18 protein-coding genes are annotated in these 22,817 nt (G+C 67.0%); 9 read left to right on the top strand and 9 right to left on the bottom strand.

Annotation, left to right across the window (positions count from 1 at the left end):
- Positions 1-37: 37 nt before the first annotated feature.
- Both AC07XB_RS06440 and AC07XB_RS06435 read right to left on the bottom strand, forming a co-directional pair.
- Positions 38-1,636 (bottom strand): flavin-containing monooxygenase, encoded by a 1,599-nt coding sequence (locus AC07XB_RS06440; protein WP_492827564.1) that lies wholly within the window; start codon positions 1,634-1,636, stop codon positions 38-40.
- Between the two features lie 273 nt (positions 1,637-1,909).
- Positions 1,910-3,013 (bottom strand): AraC family transcriptional regulator, encoded by a 1,104-nt coding sequence (locus tag AC07XB_RS06435; protein WP_492827566.1) that lies wholly within the window; start codon positions 3,011-3,013, stop codon positions 1,910-1,912.
- Between the two features lie 193 nt (positions 3,014-3,206).
- On the opposite strand from AC07XB_RS06435, the gene AC07XB_RS06430 reads away from it, so the two are divergent.
- From AC07XB_RS06430 to AC07XB_RS06405, 6 genes are all read left to right on the top strand, one after another.
- On the top strand, positions 3,207-3,791 hold the full coding sequence (locus tag AC07XB_RS06430; RefSeq protein ID WP_492827568.1) for a hypothetical protein: 585 nt from the start codon (positions 3,207-3,209) through the stop codon (positions 3,789-3,791).
- Positions 3,792-3,812: 21 nt separating this feature from the next.
- Complete coding sequence (locus AC07XB_RS06425) at positions 3,813-5,408, top strand: GMC family oxidoreductase (protein ID WP_492827570.1); 1,596 nt, start codon at positions 3,813-3,815, stop codon at positions 5,406-5,408.
- Positions 5,409-5,686: 278 nt separating this feature from the next.
- Positions 5,687-6,622, top strand: coding sequence for a TetR/AcrR family transcriptional regulator (locus tag AC07XB_RS06420; RefSeq protein ID WP_492827572.1), 936 nt, complete (start codon positions 5,687-5,689; stop codon positions 6,620-6,622).
- Between the two features lie 339 nt (positions 6,623-6,961).
- A complete protein-coding gene (locus AC07XB_RS06415) occupies positions 6,962-7,789 on the top strand; it encodes a DUF1571 domain-containing protein (RefSeq protein ID WP_492809225.1) in 828 nt (275 codons plus the stop codon).
- Positions 7,790-8,172: 383 nt separating this feature from the next.
- Positions 8,173-9,396 carry a DUF2957 domain-containing protein gene (locus AC07XB_RS06410; RefSeq protein ID WP_492373258.1) on the top strand — a complete coding sequence of 408 codons (1,224 nt, stop codon included), beginning with the start codon at positions 8,173-8,175 and terminating at the stop codon, positions 9,394-9,396.
- 35 nt (positions 9,397-9,431) lie between these two features.
- A complete protein-coding gene (locus AC07XB_RS06405; RefSeq protein WP_492373259.1) occupies positions 9,432-10,283 on the top strand; it encodes an OmpW/AlkL family protein in 852 nt (283 codons plus the stop codon).
- 80 nt (positions 10,284-10,363) lie between these two features.
- Here AC07XB_RS06405 and AC07XB_RS06400 read toward each other — a convergent pair whose 3' ends face one another.
- The gene (locus AC07XB_RS06400) at positions 10,364-10,822 is read right to left on the bottom strand and encodes an Lrp/AsnC family transcriptional regulator (protein WP_492373249.1); all 459 of its coding nucleotides are present in this window, start codon (positions 10,820-10,822) and stop codon (positions 10,364-10,366) included.
- Between the two features lie 154 nt (positions 10,823-10,976).
- On the opposite strand from AC07XB_RS06400, the gene AC07XB_RS06395 reads away from it, so the two are divergent.
- A complete protein-coding gene (locus AC07XB_RS06395) occupies positions 10,977-11,585 on the top strand; it encodes a glutathione S-transferase family protein (protein WP_492827574.1) in 609 nt (202 codons plus the stop codon).
- A gap of 24 nt (positions 11,586-11,609) precedes the next feature.
- On the opposite strand, the gene AC07XB_RS06390 is transcribed toward AC07XB_RS06395, so the two are convergent.
- A complete protein-coding gene (locus AC07XB_RS06390) occupies positions 11,610-12,341 on the bottom strand; it encodes an oxygen-binding di-iron domain-containing protein (protein WP_492827576.1) in 732 nt (243 codons plus the stop codon).
- 211 nt (positions 12,342-12,552) lie between these two features.
- On the opposite strand from AC07XB_RS06390, the gene AC07XB_RS06385 reads away from it, so the two are divergent.
- Positions 12,553-13,689: a CapA family protein gene (locus AC07XB_RS06385; RefSeq protein ID WP_492827578.1), complete on the top strand. Its 1,137-nt coding sequence runs from the start codon at positions 12,553-12,555 to the stop codon at positions 13,687-13,689.
- 4 nt (positions 13,690-13,693) lie between these two features.
- Here AC07XB_RS06385 and AC07XB_RS06380 read toward each other — a convergent pair whose 3' ends face one another.
- The 4 genes from AC07XB_RS06380 to AC07XB_RS06365 all read right to left on the bottom strand — a co-directional run bounded on the left by AC07XB_RS06380 (position 13,694) and on the right by AC07XB_RS06365 (position 20,255).
- On the bottom strand, positions 13,694-14,152 hold the full coding sequence (locus tag AC07XB_RS06380; RefSeq protein WP_492827580.1) for a GNAT family N-acetyltransferase: 459 nt from the start codon (positions 14,150-14,152) through the stop codon (positions 13,694-13,696).
- A 210-nt stretch (positions 14,153-14,362) separates the two neighbouring features.
- Positions 14,363-15,838 carry an efflux transporter outer membrane subunit gene (locus AC07XB_RS06375; protein ID WP_416050037.1) on the bottom strand — a complete coding sequence of 492 codons (1,476 nt, stop codon included), beginning with the start codon at positions 15,836-15,838 and terminating at the stop codon, positions 14,363-14,365.
- A gap of 1 nt (position 15,839) precedes the next feature.
- Positions 15,840-18,992, bottom strand: coding sequence for an efflux RND transporter permease subunit (locus AC07XB_RS06370; RefSeq protein ID WP_492373254.1), 3,153 nt, complete (start codon positions 18,990-18,992; stop codon positions 15,840-15,842).
- 30 nt (positions 18,993-19,022) lie between these two features.
- Entirely contained in the window at positions 19,023-20,255 is a 1,233-nt protein-coding gene (locus AC07XB_RS06365) for an efflux RND transporter periplasmic adaptor subunit (RefSeq protein WP_492373255.1), read from the bottom strand.
- Between the two features lie 446 nt (positions 20,256-20,701).
- Between AC07XB_RS06365 and AC07XB_RS06360 the strand changes: the two genes are divergently transcribed.
- Positions 20,702-21,463: a TetR family transcriptional regulator gene (locus AC07XB_RS06360; protein ID WP_492373256.1), complete on the top strand. Its 762-nt coding sequence runs from the start codon at positions 20,702-20,704 to the stop codon at positions 21,461-21,463.
- Between the two features lie 34 nt (positions 21,464-21,497).
- On the opposite strand, the gene AC07XB_RS06355 is transcribed toward AC07XB_RS06360, so the two are convergent.
- Positions 21,498-22,655, bottom strand: coding sequence for an ABC transporter substrate-binding protein (locus AC07XB_RS06355; protein WP_492373260.1), 1,158 nt, complete (start codon positions 22,653-22,655; stop codon positions 21,498-21,500).
- Between the last annotated feature and the right edge of the window lie 162 nt (positions 22,656-22,817).

The following is a 22,817-nucleotide window of genomic DNA, read 5'->3' as shown; positions in this document are numbered from 1 at the left end:
GCTTCTGGTCAGCTTCGCGGCCGGGCACGCAACGCGCTCACGCCTCGATGGCCCGGTTGGCTTCGCTGGCTGCGTTGGCTGCATTGGGTGCGAGCGCGTGGTGCATCAGCGGGCGGATCTCGTAGTCGGCCATGCGAAAGCGTGCGGTGGCGCGGCGGAACTGCCAGGTGAACCCGGGCCACAGCGTGGTGTTCTTGCCGGTCTTGGGGTCGAGGTACCAGCTCACGCAGCCGCCCTCCGACCACACCGCGCCCGCCAGCTTGCGCTGCAGCCCCGCGTTGTAGTCGCGCTGCGCGGGCGGGCGCACGTCGATGGCCTGCACGCGCTGCTGGCCCATGGCCTTGAGCGCGCCGAGGATGTAGTTCACCTGCGACTCGATCATGAACACCATCGAGCTATGCCCCAGGCCGGTGTTCGGCCCCACCACCAGGAACAGGTTGGGGAAGCCGGCCACGGTGGTGCCCAGGTACGCCTCGGCGCCATCGCGCCAGGCATCGAGCAGATCGGCGCCGCGCTGGCCGAGGATGGCGCCGCGCGGAATCGGATCGGTGGCGTGAAAGCCGGTGCCAAAGATGATGCAGTCCGCCTTGCGGCGGGTGCCGTCGCGCATCACGATGGCGTCTTCCTCCACGTGGTCGATGCCGCAAGTCACCACATCCACGTTGGCGCGCGCCAGCGCAGGGTAATAGTCGTTGGAGATCAGCACGCGCTTGCAGCCGATGGTGTAGTCCGGCGTGACGGTGGCACGCAGCGCGGGATCGGCGATCTGCCGCTTGATATGGCGGCGCGCGATGCGCGCCACCACCGTCATCAGCTTGGGATGGATCACGAAGCCAAGCACGCGCGACTCCAGCGCCCAGTAGATGCCGGTGCGCATCAGCTTTTGCGTGAGCGGCAGGCGGCGGAACAGCCAGCGCTCGGCGGCTGACACCTTGCGATCGGGCTTGGGCATGATCCACGGCGGCGTGCGCTGGAACAGGTCCAGGTGCGCCACCTGCGCAGCGATCTGCGGCACGAACTGGATGGCGCTGGCGCCGGTGCCGATCACCGCCACGCGCTTGCCAGCCAGCGCGTAGTCATGGTTCCAGTGCTGCGAGTGAAACGCCTCGCCGCGAAAGCGCGCCAGGCCCGGGATATTGGGATACGCCGGCCGGCTCAGGCCACCCATGCCCGACACCAGCACGCGAGCCCGCACGCGCTTGCCATCGGCCATGTCGAGCTGCCACGTGCCGCTGGCGTCGTCCCATGCGGCGCGGCGCAGTTCGTGGTTCAGGCGCAGGTGGGGGCGCAGGCGGAACTGGTCGGTGCAGCGTTCCAGGTAAGCGCGGATCTCCGGCTGCGGCGAAAACATGCGCGACCAGTTGGGGTTGGGCGCGAAGGAGAACGAGTACAGGTGCGACTGCACATCGCAGGCGCAGCCCGGATAGTGGTTGTCGCGCCACGTGCCCCCCACCGAGGCGGCCTTCTCGAACAGCGCGAAGTCATGCAGGCCTGCCTGCTTGAGATGGATCGCCATGCCCAGCCCGGCGAACCCGGTGCCGATGATGGCGATATCGATGTGCTCGGTGGGGCCGGGCCCCTGCGGTGACGGCTGGGCTGTGGATAACTCCGGGGGCAGGTCTGCTGGCGCATTCATAAGCTGTCTCTCGTGTCGCTGGCGTGCACGGCGGGATGCCGCATTGCGTCGCAACATCCTTGATTGTGACATTGATGAATGTCATCGTAGGCACGCCAGCGCCCCGGGTCAACTCGGAGATTTGAATCGCCATTCTAATTTTTAGCGGATTTTAGTGGCTTGTTGAGCGCATAAAACAGGAAGAAAGCGCGCTTTCCCGCACCAAGGGGCGTACCCACCGCTGCGTTTGAAACCGGCACCAATCTGTCGAACATGGCAGAAAGGCGACGTTGGCTATCCCGGCGCGCGCCCCAGCAATCGCTTTCGCCAGGCATTCGGGGTTTCCTGCGTCCAGCGTTTGAACGCATGGCTGAACGCGCTCTGCTCCGAAAAGCCAAGCAGCATGGCCAGCTGGGCGAGGCTGATGGCGGGGTCGGCGAGGTAATGCTCGGCCTGCGCGCGGCGCACCCCGTCGACCAGCGCGGAGTAGTTCAGCCCCTGCGCCTGCAGCCGCCGCTGCAGCGTGCGCACCGGCAAGCGCAGATGCGCCGCCACCGCCGCGATCGGCACCTCGCCCCGATGCAGCGCCGCGCTGATAAAGGCCCGCGCCTGCGCGATCTCGCCGGTGCCGTCCGCCTCCAGCGCGCGCAGCTGGGCCTGGGCGATGCGCGTCATCTGTGCCTGCATTTGCGCATCGGCCTGCATCGAAGGGCGCGCCAGCAGCGCGGGATCGATGTGCATGGCGTGGCGCCCGGCGTTGAAGACCACCGGGCAGCCGAATACCCGGCTGTAGTCGTCGGCGTGGCCATCGGGTGGTGGCGCGTGGGGAAACTCGATACGCTCGGCAAAGAAGCCGTCGCCCAACAGCCAGCGGGCAAAGCCGATCCACGTGGCCATGTGCAGCTCGTGCGCGTGGCGCGACAGCGGGCCGTGCTGCGCCTCCCACGTCATCCACGCGCCCTGCGCCGTTTCATGCAGGCGGGTGCGGCCGATATCGTTGGCCAGCACCTCGTAGCGGATGCCCTGCAGGATGGCCTCGCGCACCGTGGGCGTGGTCAGCACCACATAGCCCATCTCGGCATAGTGGCGCGGCCGGAACGCCGCGCCCGCGTGCAGGCCCGCCAGCGGATCACCGGCGGCGCGCTCCAGCGCATCGAGCAGCGTCAGGTAGTGCGCAACGCCGATGCGCGTGGCGGGGCCGGCCGGGCTGTCGAGCAAGGCGGGATCGAGCCCTGCGAGCACGAGCTGGTCGGCCGGCGCGATGCCGGCGGCCTCGCCGTAGTCGAGCACGGTGCGCAGGTAGGGCAGCGACACGGTGCCGGGCGTCTCGGCGACGTAAGCTGCGCTGGCGATGTCGGTGATAGCAGCGGCGGGGAGCGCCGCGTTGGCGCGTGGCATCAAATCACCTGTCATGCGGGATCAAGACCGGGGCCCGATCTTTATCCAAACTGCGGCGAGCGTCAATGCGGGGTATCGGCAACGCGCATCGCATGGCCCGCGCCATGGACCCGCAATGGACCCGCAATGCACCCGCAATGCACCCGCAAAAGACCCGCAAACAGACGGATAAGCGCAAAACAGGAGACACACCATGCACACCCCAGCCACCGAGCCGCCCGCGCGCGCGCTGTCGCGGCGCGGCTTTCTCAAGATTGGCTTTGGCTTGTCCGCCGCACTCGCGTGCGCCGGCCTGGTCCCGGCATTGTCCGGCTACCCGCCCGCGCACAAGCAACCCGCCACCGGCATGCAGTTCCTGCGCGACGGCGACGTGGCGTTGTTCACCGCCTTGCTGCCCGCCGTGGTGGCGGAGCTCGCCGAGCGCGAGCGCGGCCCGCGCGAACTGCAGCTCGGCCAGGCCGTGCGCAATGTCGACGCCACATGCGCCGCCATGGATGCCAACGCACGCGCGGAACTGCGCAAGCTGCTCGACCTGCTCGCCATCGGGCCGTTGCGCTGGGCACTCGCCGGTGTGAGCCAGGACTGGAAGCAGACCGACATACAGCAGGCACGCCACTTTCTTGCGCGCTGGCGCGCCAGCCGCTTCGCCACCTTGAATGCCGGCGCCGTGGTGCTGGTCAAGCTCAGCAGCGTGGGCTACTACCTGCTGCCGGCAGCGTGGGCGGGCAGCGGATATCCCGGCCCCAATCCTGCGGTCTTTCGTGCGCTGCACGCCTGAAATCCAATACACGAGTACCTCATGGCCATTCCCGATATCTATAGCGCCGGCATCGCCGCCGGCTGGAACGTGGTGGACGGCGCCGCGCTCACCGCGCCGCTTTCGCTCGACGCCGACGTGGTGATTGTCGGCAGCGGCGCCGGCGGCGGCGTGGCCGCCGAGATCCTCAGCGAGGCCGGTCTGCGCGTGGTGCTGGTGGAGGAGGGCGCGCTGCGCACCTCCGACAGCTTCAAGGACATGGACGAGGGCCGTGCCTATCGCGAGCTGTACCAGGAGGGCGCGGCGCGCGCCACGTCCGATGGCGCCATCGCCATCCTGCAAGGGCGCTCGGTGGGCGGCAGCACGACGGTGAACTGGTCGTCGAGCTTTCGCACGCCAAAGGAAACGCTGGCGCACTGGGCCGCGCACCATGCGGTGAGCGGCCACAGCGCCGCGGACATGGCACCGTGGTTCGAGCGCATGGAGGCACGGCTGTCGGTGGCGCCGTGGGGCATGCCGCCGAACAACAACAACGATGTGCTCAAGCGCGGCTGCGACAAGCTGGGCTGGGAGTCGCACGTGATCCCGCGCAATGTGAAAGGCTGCTGGAACTCCGGCTATTGCGGGCTGGGCTGCCCGGTCAACGCCAAGCAATCGATGCTGGTATCGACCATTCCCGCCGCGCTCGCCAAGGGCGCCACGCTGGTCCACCGCGTGCGGGTGCGCGCGCTGGAGCATGACGGCAAGACGGTCACCACGCTTGCCGGTGAAGCGCTGGGTGCCGATGGCCGCACGCCCACCGGCATTGCGGTAACGGTACGCGCGCGGCACTACGTGGCGGCCGGCGGCGCCATCAACACGCCGGCGCTGTTGCTGCGCTCGCGCGTGCCGGACCCGTATCAGCGGGTCGGCGCGCGCACCTTCATCCATCCGGTCAACCTGAGCGTGGCGGTGATGCCCGAACAGGTCGACCCATACTACGGCGCGCCGCAATCGATCGCCTCCGATCACTTCCAGTGGAAGGATGGCGCCACCGGCCCGATGGGCTACAAGCTGGAAGTGCCGCCCTTGTTCCCCGGCATCAGCGCGGGCGTGTTCAACCAGGTGGGCGAGGCGCTGCGCACCGACATGGCCGCGCTGCCGCATACCAACGCGATGCTGGCGCTGCTGCGCGATGGCTTTGTGGCGCAGAGCGAAGGCGGGCGCGTGCGCATTGCCGACGACGGCAGCCCGGTGCTGGACTACGACCTGAGCGACTACGTCTGGGACGGCATGCGACGCGCCTGGCTGAGCATGGCCGAGGCCCAGTTCGCGGCCGGGGCGCTGCGCGTGCGCCCGGCCCACCTGGACGCGCCGTACTATGACAGCTGGGCGCAGGCCCGCCAGGGCATTGCCACGCTGCCGCTGGCCAAGTTCCGCGCGGCGCTGTTTACCGCGCACCTGATGGGCGGCTGCGCCATGAGCGACCAGCCGCAGGGCGGGGTGGTCGACAGCCATGGCCGCCATCACCAGCTGGCCAACCTGTCGGTGCTGGACGGTTCCGTGTTTCCGACCAGCATAGGAGCGAACCCGCAACTGTCTGTTTTTGCACTCAGCGCGCAGAACGCCCAGGCGCTGGCGGCGCGGCTGGCCGGATGAGCGCGGCCCGCCAATCCGCGCGGCTACGGGCGTTGGCTCGCAAGGACACGCCCCCCTTAAGCAGGGAAGTAAAATCCCGCATGGCGCGCGCGGCATGCGGGCACAATCAAATCGGATTAGAGGCATCGCTCCAAAATTACACTTGTGAAACGCCCGCAGCGCTCGCTAGGCTCCGTACAACTGTTTCAAGCATCCGTTTGCCGTCAGAGCAAGGAGCTGTTGCAGTGCGTGGAATTTTGCTGGGGTTGTGCGGCATGACCATGAGAGAGACGCCCCCTATGAAGACCGGAAGAGGCACGGCAGGAGACACCAAGGCCCGCATTCTCGACGCCACCGAGCGTTTGTTCATCGAGGTTGGTTACGAAGGCACCTCGCTAAGGCAAGTGACATCGCGCGCGATCGTCAACCTGGCCGCCGTCAATTACCATTTCCGCAGTAAAGAGATCATGATGCAGGCGGTCCTGGGCCGCCGGCTCGACCCGCTCAACACGCGCCGCCTGGCGCTGCTCGATGCCTGCGAGGCACGCTGGCCGGGGGCGCAGATACGCTGCGAACACGTGATGGGTGCGCTCTTCGTGCCCGCGCTGCAAATGGCGCGCGAGCCCGACGTGGGCGGCCCGTCGTTCCTGCGGCTGCTGGGGCGCGTGTATTCCGATACCTCGCCATTTATCCAGTCTTATCTGCTTGGCCATTACGCGCCGGTGTTCGGCCGCTTCTCCGATGCCTTCGCCCGCGCGCTGCCCGAGATCCCGCCACAAGAACTGGGCTGGCGCCTGAACTTCGCGCTCAAGGCGCTGGCCGGTGTGCTGGCCGGCGAGGAGCTTGGCAACCTGCTGCCGGCCTTTACGCAAGGCAAGGACCTGAGCGACGCGCACGTGCTCGCGCAGTTGAGCGCGATGGTGGTGGCTGCACTCAAGGCACCCGTGCCCGCCAGCCAGCAGCTGTGCGCGCTGCAGGACGTGTTCCAGATCGGCGAGACCCAGCAAGCTGAAGAGCATGCCGGGCATGCCGCGCTGACTGCCCTGGTGGCAGAACAGGCGCAACGCGCCGACACCCTATCCGTTGCCGCGCGCAAGACACGCCGCGCGGCACGCAACGAGGGCGCGACACGCGCTGCCGTCACCAGCATGGCGGTGCGCGGCGCGCGCGAGCACCCCTTCGTCTTCCCGAGCAATCCGCTCGACGACTGGATGCGTACCCGCTCCAGAACCTAGCGGCGCGCTGGCGCCGGCCAACCGCCGGCGCAGGCCTGGCCGCCTCCAGGAACCCGAGTTGCAAGTGCCCCGCTTGAGCCAGGCATCCGGCCGTCCTTAGCCCGGCATTTCCGCAGCGATCCGCACTCGGGCATTCCGTTCTCAACGACACCACGCGTGCGTCCCGCGCACGCGGTGGACCGCTGTCGCCCGCGTTTTCCGCGCGGGCCGACACCACAACAGGAGATCCGCATCGTGAAAGCCTTGTATTCCCACGCGCCGAGCGCAACCGTATCCGCATCGAGAAGGTCATTGCCCTTATTGCGCAATCTTGCGGCCACCGTCGCATTCGCACTCGCGATGGCCTTGCCCGCACCCGCACAGACGCAGCCGCAGGCGAGCGCCGGTTCGGGCACCGCCTTCGACGGGCTCGGCGCCCAGCAACAGGCCGCGCTGCTCTCGAAGCAGATCGCCAGCGGCGAACTGGCGAAGCTGCCCGACGAGCAACTGCTTGCGGCCATCAACGCATTGCAGCCCGAGGCCGCGCTGCTGTGGGCCAAGGCCGAGATGAACCGCTACCCCGAGTACGAGTACTGGATGACGCGCCAGGAGCGCCTCAACGGCCAGTGGCAAGACCAGCCCGCGCGCATGATGATCCGCTACCGCCACGCGCCGCGCCAGCTCTATGCGAAGTGGCTGCCGGGCGGCAGCCAGGCCGGCCAGGAAATCCTCTACGACGAGACGCAGCGCAAGGATGAGATGTACGGCCACCTCGGCGGCATGCTGGGCTTCACCTCGATGTGGATCGCGCTCGACGGCACCATCGCGCGCGCGCAGTCCAACCACACGGTGCGGGACCTGGGCTTCCAGTACGTGGTGTCGATGCTGGAGCGCGATGCCAGGTCGCTGCGCGCGGCCGGGCTCACGGAGAAGTTCACGCGCGCGGACATTGTGCAGGAGCAGGGCATGCGCATGGTCGCGCTCACCTGGGACCTGCCGGCCGGTGCGCCACGCTATTACGCCAAGCGGGTGCAGCTGATGCTGGACCTGAAGAACCCCTGGCCGCGTGTGGAAACCGCCTGGGATGCCGAGGGCAACATGGTCGAGAAGATTGTCTTCGAGAAGGCGGTGCGCAAGACCTTCGACGCGAGCGCCTTCGATGCGAAAAACAGCGACTACAAGTTCTGATGCTGCATCACCGTGTCCGCCATGCAGCGCCGCGCGCGTTTGAATCTGCTTGCGCGGGCACGCGTGCAGCAGTTTGAACAAACGGCGCGAGCGCTTGCGCAGCGGTGGCAAGGGCACGGCGCGCCATGTTTGGAACGCGCACTCTATTGACGCTCGCTTGCCCCGGCAGCGAGAGTCGCAGCACGGAAAAGGACGATGCGTTGCCAAGCATAGCGGCACGCAAGACAAAACAAAGCGGCACCACGCGCGACACAGCGCTTCAGGAGACAAGCATCATGCATCAGCATCCTTTGCAGCACGGACAGCATCGGCAGCGTACGCCGTGGAGAAAACATCATGGGCAGCGGATCCTGCGCTACGGCGTGGCGCTGCTGGGTGCCACGATGCTGGCCGCCTGCGGCGGCGGCGGCGATGGCGGCAGCGGCGGTGGCAGCGCCGCCGCGAGCACCAGCTCCGCCCCGGCCACACCAGTGCGCCTGTGTCCCGCGGCACTCGACTACACCACCACCTTCACCGGCGGCACCGGCTCGGGCGAACTGGTCAAGGTGCAGATCGACACCACCAGGAAGACCTGGCAAGTGACCTTCCTCGACTCCTCGGTGCCGCGCACCACGGGCACGGTCATGCCGACCCGCAGCGACACCACCGGCGGCCAGAACGTGATGACGGGCACGCTGTCGCAGGAAACAGGCCTGCCCACCGACAAGCTCAACCAGTGCGCGTTCCAGCTCAACGGCGCAAGCCTGGACCCGAATCGCCCCGCGCGGCTGTTCGTTGGCGAAGGCGTGGCGGGCGGCACCATTCCGGGTGCGCGCATCCAGTTCAATGGTGTCCTGGGTGCAGGCGCGGTGCCGGATACCACCTTCCCGTATTTCCAGTTCATCGGCTTCGCGCAGACCGAAACCGACCTCACCAAGATCGCCGGCCAGTACAACGGCTACGGCTTTCACGAGGTGCCGTCGAAGAACTTCCAGACGGTGGCGCAGGACTACCGCATGGCGCTGGCGGCCGACGGCTCGTTCCAGGTGTGCGACAACAAGACGGGCGGCACCTGCTCGCAAAAGGGCAAGAACTTCGTGCCCCAAGCCAACGGCAGCCTGATGTCGGCCAACTACAAGGGTGAGATCGATCCGCCCACGCTCGGCGCGACGCTGGGCCGCGCCTACCTGATCGTGGGCAAGCTACGCGGCCAGTTGGTCCCGGTGATGATCCGCGTGGGCTACGCCAACGGATCGCTCACCAACGGCATGCCGCTGGGCGCCGACGACGAGATCGGCATCGGCATGATGGCGCCAGCCATCGCCGTGACGCAGGGCACGGTCAACGGCGAGTACGTCGGCGTGGACAGCAACTTCGACTACCGCACCACCGCGCTGGTGGCAGCGGACGCGGCCATGCTCGACCCGTTCCACCCGTCGGACGCCTCGCTCGCCACGGCGCTCAAGCTGGACTTCTCCCAGCAGTTGCCCGGCGTGGTCACCACCACGCGCAAGGATGGCGCGGCGGGCAGCCCCACCGGCAAGTTCATCTTCACCGGCGGCGTGTTCGGTTTCCTCGAGTCGCGCAGCGGCAGCCCGTACTTCACCATCGGCGCCTTCGTGCAATGACGGCCATGCAATCCAACTTATTCCGGGAAGACAAGATGACGAAGAATGCCTTTCGTTTGGCAGCGCCCTTGCTGATCGCCGCGCTCGCCTGGCTGGGCGGCATGCCCAGCGCCCATGCACAGAAAGCCGGTGACAACGTCGTCGCTGCCGGCTGGTTCCACATCAACACGAGCGGCAACAGCAGCCCGTTCACCACCAGCGTGATCGATGCGCCCATCAATGGCCCGCTGGGCTTGCCGTCGTCATTCACGGCGCCGGGCAGCAGCATCAGCACATCCAACGCGGACACGCTGGGGCTGACCTTCAGCCACTTCTTCACGGACCACATCGCGCTCACGGCGGTGGGCGGCATTCCGCCCAAGTTCAAGCTCTACGGCCACGGCAACCTGATCCCGCCGGGCCCGGCGGGCGCGCTGGGGCAGCAGCCGCTGGGCGACCCGGGCCTGAACCCGATCATCACCAGCGCACGCCAGTGGAGCCCGGCGTCGATGGTGCAATACCACTTCTTCGAGCCTACCGCGCGCGTGCGTCCTTTCCTGGGCATCGGTGTGTCGTACAACTTCTTCACCAACATCGAGCTCAACCCGGCGTTCGCCGCCTCGGTCAACAACAACCTGGGCGCCACGCTGGCCGCCGGCGCCGGCAAGCCGGGGCCGACCTCCGTCGAGGCCAAGGCGTCGAACTCGTTCGCGCCGGTGTTCAACATCGGCGGCTCCTTTGCGATCACGGACCAGTGGGGCCTGACCGCATCGGTCACCTACATTCCGCTCAAGACGACGTCGTCGATGATCATCAAGGCGTCCGACGGCACGGTGTTGTCCACCTCCAAGGCCACCATCAGCCCGAACCCGCTGATCATGTTTGTGGCGGCGACGTATAAGTTCTGAAGTGGGCAAAGCCGCTTGCGATGACGAGGGCTGTCACTCCCTCTCCCACTTGTGGGAGAGGGGAGCAAACCAGCGCTAGATCAAGCCGTTCGAACTCTCACGGCCGGTACCGTCACGGTCTTGCGCACAGGGCTTGAGAGCACCAGCGATGTGGTCACCGAGCCGTGGGCCGCGAGCGTGTCGACCACGTGCTCCAGGTCGGCCGGATCGGCGATGGCGCAACGCACGATAAAGCAATGCGCACCGGTCACGCGATCGGCGCTCAGCACTTCGGGCATGCTCTCGAACAGCTTCACATACTTCTGGATATAGGCGTGCGTGGTCTCGATATGGATGATCGCCTGCAGGCCGACGCCCAGCGCGCGCAGGTTCACCCGCGCGCCGTAGCCTTCGATCACGCCCGCGTCCTCCAGCTTGCGCACACGCTCGCTCATGGCGGGCTGCGACAAGCCAATGCGCTTGCCCAGCGCTGCCAGGCTCTGGCGGGCATCGGCCTGCAGCGCCTCCAGGATCAGTCGGTCTTTCTTGTCCAGCTCCATCCCATTCTCCTATGGCACCTGTTGCGCGCCACCGATGAATCATCGGTGCGCGGTGCCGATTTCCGATGCCTTGCCATTCGTGGCGACGGCTGCTGCGATTATGCTGGAACTCAGTGCGGCTCAATGCGCAGCCCGATATCCTTCCGGAGGCAATATGCAACTCATCGGCATGCTCGACTCACCCTATGTGCGCCGCGTGGCCATCTCACTGCGGCTGCTGGACCTGCCGTTCGAGCATCGAGCCGTCTCGGTATTCAGCACGTTCGAGCAGTTTCGCGCGATCAATCCCGTGGTGAAAGCGCCCACCCTGGTTTGCGACAACGGCGTGGTACTGATGGAGTCCGGCCTGATCCTCGACTATGCCGAGACGCTGGCCACGCGCAGCCTGATGCCCGCGCAGCACAAGCAGCGCCAGCACGCCTTGCGCGTGATCGGCCTGGCGCTGGCGGCGTGCGAGAAGACGGTGCAGATCGTCTATGAGCGCAACCTGCGCCCGGCGGAAAAGCAGCACGAGCCATGGATCGAGCGCGTGCAGGGGCAGTTGCATGCCGCCTACGCGGCGCTGGAAACCGAACTGGCGGGGGCCGCGCTTCCCGCGGATGAGCGCTTGCTCATGCAGGCCGACGTGACCGCCGCCGTGGCGTGGGGCTTCACGCAGCTGATGCTGCCGGCATGCGTCGAGGCGTCAGCGTATCCTGCGCTGGCGGCATTCAGCGCGGCCGCCGAACGCCTTGCCGTGTTCAAGGACACGCCGCAGACCTGATCCACTGCCGCGCGCCGGCCGTGCTTAGTGAGCCAGGGCCTGGGCGAGCGCGCGCAGCAGGCCGGCGCCGTCGCCGCGCCAGGCGCTGCCATGCATGCAGGCCAGGGTGGTTGGCTGCAGCAGCGCCATGCGCTCCAGCATGGCGCCGGCGTTCGGCGTGTGGGAGAAGTAATCCATGCCGCGCCGGAACGCTTCGCTCGGCCCGAGGATGTCGGCCTCGGTCAGAGGCGGGAGCTCGGCACCGCCCTGGCTGAACAAGTCGCCGCAGAGCAGCGTGCCGGTGCGCTCCTCCATCATGAGCCCGCACTCCCAGGCATGCGGCAAGTGTGGCGTATCGAACCAGCGCACGGTATGGTGGCCAAGCGGCACGGCTTGCCCGTCCGCCAGGCCCTGCGCGGGCCGGTCGGCCAGGTCGTTGACGGACACCATGGCGGCGACGGTGCCGCACAGCGGCGATGCGTGGGGCGCCGCCGCCAGCCATTCATTGAGCGAGCCGCACTCGTCGGCTTCCACGTGCGAAAAGGCAATATGACGCAGCCGGCCCGGTGCGATCACGCTGGCCACGGCTTCATGCACCAGCGGGAACATCTTGCGCAGCCCCGTATGGAACAACAGCGGCTCGTCGTCGACGATCAGGTACTGGTTGAAGGAGAAGCCGCCCGGCCCACCGTCGATGTGGACCGGGGTATTGATCCGATAGATCCCGTCCGCGATTTCGTGGACGTTGGTGCCCGACCGGGCGTTGGTGACGGTCATCGTTGTCTCCTGGAAATCGTCTGGGCGCGGGGACCCGGCCGCCTGCGCCGGCCTGCTTCATTCTAGTCACTGCAACGCCACAGGCATGCCACCTTTTGCTTGGCCGGGCTGCACATGGGGCGCTCGACGGCGCAAAATGGGGACGACGATCCGGCAAGCGGGCGGCCGCGCCAGCCGGGAAGAGGGGGAAGAGGGAAGAGGGAAATGCGCGATGGATGACGTGACTCGGGCAGCCCGCGACAGCGTGCGTCTGTTCCTGTGCGGCGATGTGATGACCGGCCGCGGCATCGACCAGATCCTGCCGCATCCGGGCAAGCCGCACCTGTTCGAGGGCTGGCTACGCTCGGCAGTCGACTATGTCGAGCTGGCCGAGCGTGCCACAGGCGCAATACAGCGGCCGGTTGATCCTGCCTATCCGTGGGGCGACGCGCTCGCGCAGCTGGATCGCTTCCGGCCGGATGTGCGCATCGTCAACCTGGAAACGGCCGTCACCGCGAGCGAGGACGCACAGCCGGGCAAGGGCATCCACTACCGGATGCACCCCGCCAATGTGGCGTGCCTGCGCAGCGCGCAGCTCGATTGCTGCGTGCTGGCGAACAACCACGTGCTGGACTGGGGGTGCGCCGGGCTCGACGAAACCCTGGCAACCTTGCACGGGGCAGGCATGCGGACCGCGGGCGCCGGACGCGACGAGGCGCAGGCCAGCGCGCCTGCCGCGATCGCGCTCGCGCAAGGGGGAAGGGTGCTCGTCTTTGCCTATGCCACCGCGGCAAGCGGCGTGCCGGCGGACTGGGCCGCGGCCCCCGGGCGCGCCGGCATCCATTTCCTGCCCGACATTTCGGTGCGCGCCGCCGATGGGGTTGCCCGCCTTACGGCAGCAGCGAAGGGCGCGGGCGATATCGTGGTGGTGTCGCTGCATTGGGGCGGCAACTGGGGCTTCGACATTTCGCGCCAGGAGCAGGCCTTCGCGCACCGGCTGATCGATGCGGGCGGCGCCGATATCGTGTACGGGCACTCGTCCCATCACATCAGGGGTGCCGAGGTGTATCGCGACCGCCTGATTCTCTATGGCTGCGGTGACTTCCTCAACGACTACGAAGGCATCGGCGGATACGAGCGATACCGGCCCGACCTGGCCTTGATGTACTTCCCGCTCGTCGACGGCGCAACCGGCGCATTGCGCCAGCTGTCCGCCGTGCCGATGCAGATCCGCCATTTCAGCCTGCGCCGCGCACCGGAGCAAGGCGTGTCGTGGCTCTGCGCCACGCTGGACCGGGAAAGCGGCAAGCAGGGCACGCACGCGACCCGTGTGGCGGACGATACCCTGGCGTTGCGCTGGGACGGCTAGCGCGCTACGCGCGCATGGCTTTCGCCATCTCGCTCGTGGCGTGCCAGCCCAGCGCGACATACAGCGACCGGCCCATCTCGGTGGCGTGCAGGATCGCGTACTGGAGGTCGCGCCTGGTGAATTCGTCCTCCGCCAGCTGCATGAGGCGGCGCCCCAGCCCCTGCTTGCGATGCGTAGCCTCCACATACACGTTCAGCACGTAGCCACGCTTGTCCTGCAGGGGATGGGCCGGATGCGGCGGCCAGTCGATCGCCATCAGGCCAATGCCGCCCACCGGCTGGCCCTGGTCCATCAGCACGAAGCCGAAGTAGCTGCCATCGCGCAGGCGCGGCACAAGCCATGGCCGGAACTGCTGCGTCATGGCCTGCAGGACCTCCTCGCCGCGCCCGGCCTCGCGGAACATGGATTCGCGATGGCGGCAGACCAGCTCGACATCATCGGCACCAAGCGGGCGGACTTCCATGGCAGGCTTCCTTGGGGATTTGCGTGGGTGGTGGGAGAGAGAATTTGCGCGGCGCGCACCGACATCCTAACGCAGTGCATTGCGATTCGGAGAACTTCCCACCGGCGCCATGGCCCGAAGCCGGGAATAAAAAAAGCGAAGCGCTGTTGGCGCTTCGCTTCGAGGCCATCCGGGCTGAATGCACCGGATGGCAGGACGAACCCTTCTGCCTTACTGCGTGGTCACGGCCGGCTTGACGTCCACCGAGGCCACCGGTCCGGTCTCGCTCAGGCCGCCGCCAAGCGACCGGTACAGGTCGATGGCATTGTTCAGGCGCAGTTGCCGCGCCTGGATCAGGGCCTGGTCGGCAGCGAACAGCTGACGCTGCGAGTCGAGCTGGTCCAGCTGGCTGGCCACGCCATTCCTGAAGCGCATCGTCGACAACTCGTAGCGCGCTGCCTCGGCGTTGCGCACCTGCTCCTGGCTGGTCACCTGCTCTTCCAGCGTGCCGCGCGCCACCAGTGCATCCGCCACTTCCGCGAAGGCCGTCTGGATGGTCTTCTCGTAGTTGGCGATCTGGATATTCTTGCGCACGTTGGTCAGGTCCAGGTTGGACAGGTTCCGGCCGTAGTCGAAGATCGGCAGCACCAGCTGCGGTGCGAACGACCACGCGCCGGTGCCGGAATCGAACAGGCTCGAGAAGGTCGGGCTGATCGCGCCGGCATTGGCGGTGAGCGTAATGCGCGGGAAGAACGCCGCGCGCGCCGCGCCGATATTGGCGTTGGCGGAGAGCAGCAACTGCTCGGCCTGGCGGATGTCGGGACGCTGCTCGAGCAGGTCCGACGGCAGCCCTGCCGGGATGTCGCTGATGATCCGCTCGTCCGACAGGCGCATCGGTGCAGGCAGGTTCTCGATGGTGCCAAGCGGCTTGCCCACCAGCACCTCAAGCGCGTTCTGCGCCTGCGCGCGCTGGCGTGCCAGCTGCGCGGCGGAAACGCGGGCCTGCGCCACCAGCGATTCGTTGTCGCGCAGGTCCAGCGCCGACGTGGCGCCCGCATCGAAGCGTTGCTTGGCCAGGCTCAGCGTGTACTCGCGCGTCTTCAGCGTGTTCTGCGCGAGCTCGTATTGCTCGGCGAAAGAGCGCTCGGACAGGTAGGCCTGGGCGACTTCGGAGACCAGCGAGATCTGCGCGGAACGGCGTGCTTCCTCGGTGGCGAAGTACTGCGACAGCGCCGCGTTGGACAGACTGCGCACGCGGCCGAAGAAGTCCAGCTCGAACGAAGTCACGCCGGCGCCCGCCTGGAAGTACTCGGAGACAAACGGCTTGCCGGTGGCCGACTGCAAGGCGGGGGTGCGCGAACGGTTGAAACCGCCGGTGGCGTTCACCGTGGGCAGCAGGTCGGCGCGCTGCACCTGGTACAGCGCGCGCGCTTCCTCGATGCGCAGCGCAGCGGTGCGCAGGTCGCGGTTGTTCTCCAGCGAGGTGGCAATCAGCACTTGCAGGCGCGGGTCGCGGAAAAACTCGCGCCAGCCGATCTCGCTCGCCCGGCGGGTTTCGCCGGTCTTCACTTCGGCGGCCGCGTAGCCTTCCGGCGCGGCCGGGAAGCTGGTGGCCACCGGCGGGGCAGGGCGTTCATAAACGGGTGCCAGTGTGCAACCCGAGAGGACGCCCGCCACCAGCAACAGCGTGGTCAGTGTCTTTGTCATGTCAGATTCCTTCCTTGGGTTCGAGCCCTTGCTCGTTCAGCATCTGCTCGCGCTTGCTGCCCTTGAAGCGGCTACGGATCACCACGAAGAACACCGGCACCAGGAAAATCGCCAGCACCGTGGCGGTGATCATGCCGCCGATCACGCTGGTACCGATGGCGCGCTGGCCGCCCGAGCCCGCGCCGCTGGCGATCGCCAGCGGCAGCACGCCCAGGATAAAGGCCATCGAGGTCATCAGGATCGGGCGGAACCGCAGGTGCACGGCTTCGAGCGTAGCGTCGATGACGCTGCGGCCCTGGGCCTGCAGATCCTTGGCGAATTCCACGATCAGGATGGCGTTCTTCGCCGACAAGCCAATCGTCGCGATCAGGCCCACCTTGAAGTACACGTCGTTGGGCATGCCGCGCAGGGTCACACCGAGCAGCGCGCCGAGCACGCCGAGCGGCACCACCAGCAGCACTGCGACCGGGATCGACCAGCTCTCATAGAGCGCGGCCAGGCACAGGAACACGATGATCAGCGACAGCGTGTACAGCATCGGCTCTTGCGAACCGGCCAGGCGCTCTTCATAAGACTGTCCCGACCACTCGAAGCCGAAGCCCGGCGGCAGCTTGGCGAAGTTGTCTTCCATGATCTTCATGGCTTCGCCGGTACTGCGCCCCGGAGCGGCCTGGCCAGCGATCTTCACCGCCGGCAAGCCGTTGTAACGCTCCAGTCGCGGCGAGCCCATGATCCACTTGGAAGTGGCAAAGGCGGCGAACGCAACCATGTCGCCGTTGCTGTTCTTCACGCGCAGCTTGGTCAGGTCATCGGGCAGCTTGCGGTCGTTGCCTTCGGCCTGGGCGATCACCTTGCGCACACGGCCTTCGTAGATGAAGTCGTTGACGTAGGAAGAGCCGAACGCGATGGCCAGCGTCGCGTTGATATTGGCCACCGACACACCCAGCGCGCGTGCCTTCTCGCGGTCGATGTCGATCTGCAGCTGCGGCGCGTCTTCCTGGCCTTCGGGGCGAACGCCCACCAGCGCGGGATTCTTCGCGGCCATGCCGAGCATCATGTTGCGCGCTTCCATCAGCTTGGCGTGACCCTGGCCGGTGCGGTCCTGCAGGCGGAAGTCGAAGCCCGAGGAGTTGCCCAGCTCGGAGATCGCCGGCGGGTTAAGCGGGAAGATGATGGCGTCCTTGATGAAGGACAGCGCACCAAACGCCCGGCCAACCAGTGCCTGCGCGGTCTCGTCCTTGCCGGTGCGGTCCTTCCAGTCCTTCAGGCGCACGAACGCGATACCGCCGTTCTGGCCGCGGCCGAAGAAGGAGAAGCCCGCCACGGTGATCATCTGGTCCACTACCTTGGATTCCTTCTGCAGGTAGTAGTCCTCGATCTGCTTGAGCACGCCGATGGTACGTTCCTGCGTGGCGCCGTTGGGCAGCTGCACCACCGTGATCATGTAGCCCTGGTCTTCCTCGGGGAGGAAGGAGGAGGGCAGGCGCTTGAACAGCACCACCATACCCACGACGATGAGCGCGTAGATGATCAGGTAGCGCCCGGCGCGCGCCAGGATGCGGCCCACCATGCTCTGGTAGCCGGTGGCGGCGCGTGCGAAGGTGCGGTTGAACCAGCCGAAGAAACCCTTCTTCTCGTGGTGGTGGCCAGCCTCGACCGGCTTGAGCAACGTGGCGCACAGCGCCGGCGTGAGCGTCAAGGCCAGCAGCGCCGAGAACGCGATCGACGCGATCAGCGACAGCGAGAACTGGCGGTAGATGTTACCCACCGAACCCGAGAAGAACGCCATCGGGATGAACACCGCGGTCAGCACCAGCGTGATGCCGACGATGGCGCCGGTGATCTGGCCCATGGCCTTGCGCGTGGCGTCGCGTGGCGAGAGTCCTTCCTCGCTCATGATCCGCTCGACGTTTTCCACCACCACGATCGCATCGTCCACCAGGATACCGATCGCCAGCACCATGCCGAACATCGTCAGCACGTTGATGGAGAAGCCGAAGGCCAGCAGCATGCCCGTGGTGCCCAGCAGGGCCACCGGCACCACCACCGTCGGGATGATGGTCGCGCGGATGTTCTGCAGGAACAGGTACATCACCAGGAACACCAGCACCACGGCTTCGACCAGGGTCTTGATCACTTCCTCGATCGAGATCTTGACGAAGGCCGAGGTGTCGTAAGGCACGGAGTACTGGTAATCGGCCGGGAAGAACTTGGAGAGCTCTTCCATCTTGGCGCGCACCGCGGTGGCGGTGGCCAGGGCGTTGCCGCTCGGGGCCAGCTTGATGGCGATGGCCGCCGAGGCCTTGCCGTTGGTACGGGCCAGCGTGGAGTAGTCGGCACCGCCGAGTTCGACGCGGCCGATGTCCTTGATGCGCACCGAGGAGCCGTCCGGGTTCGTGCGCAGCAGGATATTGGCGAACTGCTCCGGCGTGGTGAGGCGGCTCTCGGTGGTGACGGTGGCGTTGAGCTCGGTGCCCTTGGGCGACGGCGTGCCGCCCAGCTCACCCACGGCGACCTGGACGTTCTGCTCCGAGATGGCGGCGGTGACGTCCTGCGGCGTCAGGTTGAAACCGGTCAACTTGGCCGGGTCCACCCAGATGCGCATGGCGTACTCGGTGCCGAACAGGTCGGCCTGGCCCACGCCCGGCACGCGGCGGATCGAATCGATCACGCTGGACGAGATGTAGTTGCCCAGCTGGATGGCGTCGGCCTGCCCGGACTTGGACGCGACCGTCAGGAACATCATGTAGTTGTTCCCGGCCTTGTCCACGCGCACGCCCTGCTGGCGCACTTCCGCCGGCAGGCGCGCTTCCACGCGCTTGAGGCGGTTCTGCACCTCGACCGAGTTCAGGTCGATGTTGGAGCCCGGCTGGAAGGCGATCGTGATCGTCGACAGGCCGGTGGCTTCGCTGGTGGAGTTGTAGTAAAGCAGCCCGGGAATGCCGTTGAGCTCTTGCTCGATCACCGTGGTGACCGAGTCTTCAAGCGTCTTGGCGGATGCGCCCGGATAGGTCGCCGTGACCGAGATCGTCGGCGGGGCGATGTTGGGGTACTGGGCGATCGGCAGTTGCACCACCGACAGCAAGCCCCCCAGCACGATGATCAGCGCAAGCACCCACGCGAACACCGGCCGGTCAATAAAAAACTTGGCCATAACACTGGCTCCCTTCGAATTGCGCTGTGATTAGCCCTGCTTGGCGTCGGCCTTGTCAGCGGTCACCGCGGCAGGAGCCGAGGCTCCGCTGGCGGCCGGCTGCGTGGCGGGAGCCGAGGCGGCGGCGGTCTTCGAGACAAACGGCACGGCCTTGGCGGGCGCGCCGACCTTGACCTTCTGCAAGCCCTCGACGATCACCTTCTCGCCACCCTTCAGGCCCTCGGTGACGATCCAGCTCTCGCCGATGGCCTGGGGCGCCTTGACCGGCACCGCCGCGACGTTGCCGTCGCCGCCCACCACCATCACCGACGCGCCTTGCGCATTGCGGATCAGCGCGCGTTGCGGCACGGTCAGCGCGTTTTCGTCCACGCCCTGCTCGATCTTGACGCGCACGAAGGTGCCCGACAGCAGCTCGCGCTTGGCGTTGGGGAACTGCGCGCGCAGCGTGATGGCGCCGGTGGTCGGGTCAACCGTCATGTCCGAGAACAGCAGCTTGCCGGTTTGCTCGTACTCGCGGCCGTCCTCGATGAACAGATGGACGCGGGCGCCACCGTCGACGCCCTTGACCTTGCCGCTCTCGATGGCGCGGCGCAGCTTCATCACTTCGCTCGCGGGCTGGGTGAAGGTCACCCAGATCGGGTCGACCTGCTCGACCATGGTCAGCTTGGTGGCTTCGCCGCTGCCGACCAGCGCGCCTTCGGTCACCAGCGCGCGGCCCACGCGGCCGCTGATGGGCGCGGTGACGGCGGTGTAGCCGAGGTTGATCTGGGCGGTGGAAACGGCAGCCTTGGCCGAGGCAATGTCGGCGGTGGCCTGGCCCGCGGCCGCCACGGCTTCGTCGTATTCCTGCTTGCTCACCGCGTTGACGGCGACCAGCGGCTTGTAGCGCTCGGCCTTCTGGCGGGCCGCCACGGCGTTGGCTTCGGCACGGGCAAGGCTGGCCTTGGCCGACTCGAGCTGTGCCTGGTAGGGCGCAGGGTCGATCTTGAACAGCAACTGGCCTGCCTTGACCTCGCCGCCTTCCGTGTAGTTACGGGACAGCACGATGCCGGCAACCCGTGCCCGCACTTCGGCGGTGCGCACGCCTTCGAGGCGGCCCGGCAGTTCATTGATAACAGAAACGGTCGTAGGCGTGACGGTGACGACACCCACTTCCGGCGGCGGCATGGCGCCGCCCTGCGGCTTCTTTTCGCCGCAGGCGGATAGCGCAAGCGCCGACAACACGGCAGCGGCAACGCAAGTGATACGTTGGGACTTCCTCATCGATAACCCCATGATGGCAATTTGAGATCGGCCGCATGCGCTCCCGGTGTCGTATCCGGATACGGCGCGGCCCACCGCTGGCAGATGGCACAGAGGCGGGCAAAAAGAGTAATGCTAGCCACAATTTGCAACGCTGACGTGGCACATGCGACGAAAGGTTGCAAATTAGTAACGACATGCCGACATGGCAGCGTGAACCGTGGAGCGGTGCGCGCCGCCGTCTGCCAGCCCATCACGCCGATGGGCTGGCCGAAAGTCAGGCGAACGCGTATTATATATACATTCAAGCATGTATGTAAGAACTTGTTGCAACGCGGCGATAGCCGCCCTATATATCCACGTCCTAACGCGCCGGCGCGGCGCGCACAGTGCAAGGCGGGCTTCACCGCCAGCACTCAGGGAGACAGAACCAGACCGGTCCCTCGTGGCCGGCACCAGAGAACATCATGGTCAGACGCACCAAGGAAGAGGCGCTTGAAACACGCCATCGCATTCTCGACGCGGCCGAGGCGGTATTTCACGCCCGCGGCGTTGCCCGCCCTTCGCTAGCCGATATTGCGGAGGCGGCCGGCGTGACGCGCGGCGCCATCTACTGGCATTTCAAGAACAAGAGCGATGTCTTCGCCGCGATGTCCGACCGCGTCCACCTGCCGCTCGAGGCACTGTGCGAGCCGGGACGCATCGCGAGCCAGGAAGACCCGCTTGGCAGCATTCGCGACATCTGCGCCTTTGTGATGCGCCAGACCGTGGAAAACCCGCAGTGGCGGCGCGTGTTCGAGATCGTTTTCCACAAGTGCGAGATGGTGGCGGACAACGGCGCCATCTTCGAGCGGCAGCGCCAGTCGCACCAAGAGGGCACGGTGAAGATGCGCGAGCACCTGCGCATGGCGGTGGACCGCGGGCAGTTGCCGGCCGACCTCGACCTGGACCTTGCCGTCAATGTGTTCCACGCCTCGATTGGCGGCATGCTGTCGCACTGGCTGTTCGCCCCCGAGGAATTCGATCTCGAGAGCAATGCCGAGCGGGTGGCCGACGCCTTCATCGACACCCTCAAGCTGTCGCCGGCTCTGCGCCAGGGTTATGTGGCGCGTCCCGTGCCGAAGCTCGAGGAAGAAGTTGCCTCGATGTGCCAGGAGGCCAAGAAGAAGGCCGAGGCCGAGACCAAGCAGGCTGCGCAGACACTCACCGCCAAAGCGCTACCCGGCTGATCGCCGCAGCGGCGCGAGAGCCGCTCAGCCCCACTCAGCCCCGCACGGCCTCGCGCCAGCGTGCCAGGAAATTGCGCTTGCGCAGCGTGTCCTGCGCCGCCAGCAGGCCGGGGCCGACGCTGATCGGCTTGAGCGCGTAGCCCAGCCGCTCCGACAGCGCCGCCGCGGTGTGCTCGCTGTCGGTGTCGGTGCGGATCGTGTAGAGCTGCGAGGCGCTCTGCCCCAGCAGCGTCTGGCCCGCACGCGAGAGCAGGAAATCCAGCCATAGCCGGGCCGCATTGGGATGCGGCGCGCGGCGCGCGATGAAGGCCACGCGCGACATCACCAGCGTGTAGTCGCGCGGCGCGATGACATCGATCTCCGCCCCGCGCTCCATCAGCGACAGCGCGTACGAACCCAGCAAGTTGTAGCCCATCACGAATTCGCCGGAGGCGATACGCTCGATCATGTTCGCGGTGGACGCCGACAACTGCACGCCGCAGCGCCCCAGCGCCTGGGCCAGATACCAGAACTCATCACCCATGCGCGCGTCCTGCTGCGCCAGCAGGTAGCCCACCCCGGATTTTTCCACATCGTAGGTCACCACCCGCTGGCGCCAGCGCGGCGTGTTTTCCTGCAGCAGGCGCGCCAGGCCGGTGCGGCTGCGCGGCGTGCGCATGCCGGCAAAATGGCGGCGGTTGTAGACGATCACGGCGGGCTCGAAGGTGGTGCCCCAGGCTTCATCGCGCCAGGCAGCCCACGCCGGCAGGCCGGCCCGCTCGGGCGAGGGGTAGCGCAGGGCATGGCCATCGTTGACGAGCTTGATCTGCAGGTCCATTGCCGTGCTCCACAGCACATCGGCGTAGTCGGGGCCGCCCACCTGGCCCGCGCCCAGCGCGGCGCTATCGGCCAGGAAACGGCCGTTCAACTCCAGCGTGTTGAGGTCCTGATAGCGCACCTTGATGCCGGGGTAGCGTGCCTCGAACGCGGCCAGCAGCGGCCGCGCGATTTCCATGTCGGTGGAGGCATGCACGTTGACCGAGCCTTCCTGCACACCCCGCGCGATGATCTCGGCGTAGCTTGCCGGATAGCCCGCCGGCACCGGCGCAACGGCCTGGGCATGCACGCCATGGCTCAGCCCCGCCAGCGTGGCCGCAGCGGCGCCGGCCAGGACGCGCCGCCGGTGCCAGCTTTCTGGCAGTTCGGCAACCATGGCGGGAGGCGTGAAGGGCAAGGGCAAGGGGGACGGGGAGGGGGGCAGCTTGCGCAAGGCGGGAACCATCGGTGGTGACATCGGTGGCCAAAAAAGGGGCCATGGCGCACTCGCCGCGCGCAGCCCGGGGCGGAGGTATTATAAGCGCCCGCGGCGTGTCCT

The sequence above is a fragment of the Cupriavidus sp. GW821-FHT02F09 genome, from assembly GCF_059421605.1.
The sequence above is the reverse complement of the archived record's forward strand: the minus strand, read 5'-3'. Positions and strand labels throughout refer to the sequence as shown.

Coding starts and splice junctions, on each gene's coding strand:
- AC07XB_RS06440 (WP_492827564.1), bottom strand. CDS start 1,636: ATGAATGCGCCAGCAGACCTGCCCCCGGAGTTATCCACAGCCCAGCCG.
- AC07XB_RS06435 (WP_492827566.1), bottom strand. CDS start 3,013: ATGCCACGCGCCAACGCGGCGCTCCCCGCCGCTGCTATCACCGACATC.
- AC07XB_RS06430 (WP_492827568.1), top strand. CDS start 3,207: ATGCACACCCCAGCCACCGAGCCGCCCGCGCGCGCGCTGTCGCGGCGC.
- AC07XB_RS06425 (WP_492827570.1), top strand. CDS start 3,813: ATGGCCATTCCCGATATCTATAGCGCCGGCATCGCCGCCGGCTGGAAC.
- AC07XB_RS06420 (WP_492827572.1), top strand. CDS start 5,687: ATGAAGACCGGAAGAGGCACGGCAGGAGACACCAAGGCCCGCATTCTC.
- AC07XB_RS06415 (WP_492809225.1), top strand. CDS start 6,962: ATGGCCTTGCCCGCACCCGCACAGACGCAGCCGCAGGCGAGCGCCGGT.
- AC07XB_RS06410 (WP_492373258.1), top strand. CDS start 8,173: ATGCTGGCCGCCTGCGGCGGCGGCGGCGATGGCGGCAGCGGCGGTGGC.
- AC07XB_RS06405 (WP_492373259.1), top strand. CDS start 9,432: ATGACGAAGAATGCCTTTCGTTTGGCAGCGCCCTTGCTGATCGCCGCG.
- AC07XB_RS06400 (WP_492373249.1), bottom strand. CDS start 10,822: ATGGAGCTGGACAAGAAAGACCGACTGATCCTGGAGGCGCTGCAGGCC.
- AC07XB_RS06395 (WP_492827574.1), top strand. CDS start 10,977: ATGCAACTCATCGGCATGCTCGACTCACCCTATGTGCGCCGCGTGGCC.
- AC07XB_RS06390 (WP_492827576.1), bottom strand. CDS start 12,341: ATGACCGTCACCAACGCCCGGTCGGGCACCAACGTCCACGAAATCGCG.
- AC07XB_RS06385 (WP_492827578.1), top strand. CDS start 12,553: ATGGATGACGTGACTCGGGCAGCCCGCGACAGCGTGCGTCTGTTCCTG.
- AC07XB_RS06380 (WP_492827580.1), bottom strand. CDS start 14,152: ATGGAAGTCCGCCCGCTTGGTGCCGATGATGTCGAGCTGGTCTGCCGC.
- AC07XB_RS06375 (WP_416050037.1), bottom strand. CDS start 15,838: ATGACAAAGACACTGACCACGCTGTTGCTGGTGGCGGGCGTCCTCTCG.
- AC07XB_RS06370 (WP_492373254.1), bottom strand. CDS start 18,992: ATGGCCAAGTTTTTTATTGACCGGCCGGTGTTCGCGTGGGTGCTTGCG.
- AC07XB_RS06365 (WP_492373255.1), bottom strand. CDS start 20,255: ATGAGGAAGTCCCAACGTATCACTTGCGTTGCCGCTGCCGTGTTGTCG.
- AC07XB_RS06360 (WP_492373256.1), top strand. CDS start 20,702: ATGGTCAGACGCACCAAGGAAGAGGCGCTTGAAACACGCCATCGCATT.
- AC07XB_RS06355 (WP_492373260.1), bottom strand. CDS start 22,655: ATGGTTGCCGAACTGCCAGAAAGCTGGCACCGGCGGCGCGTCCTGGCC.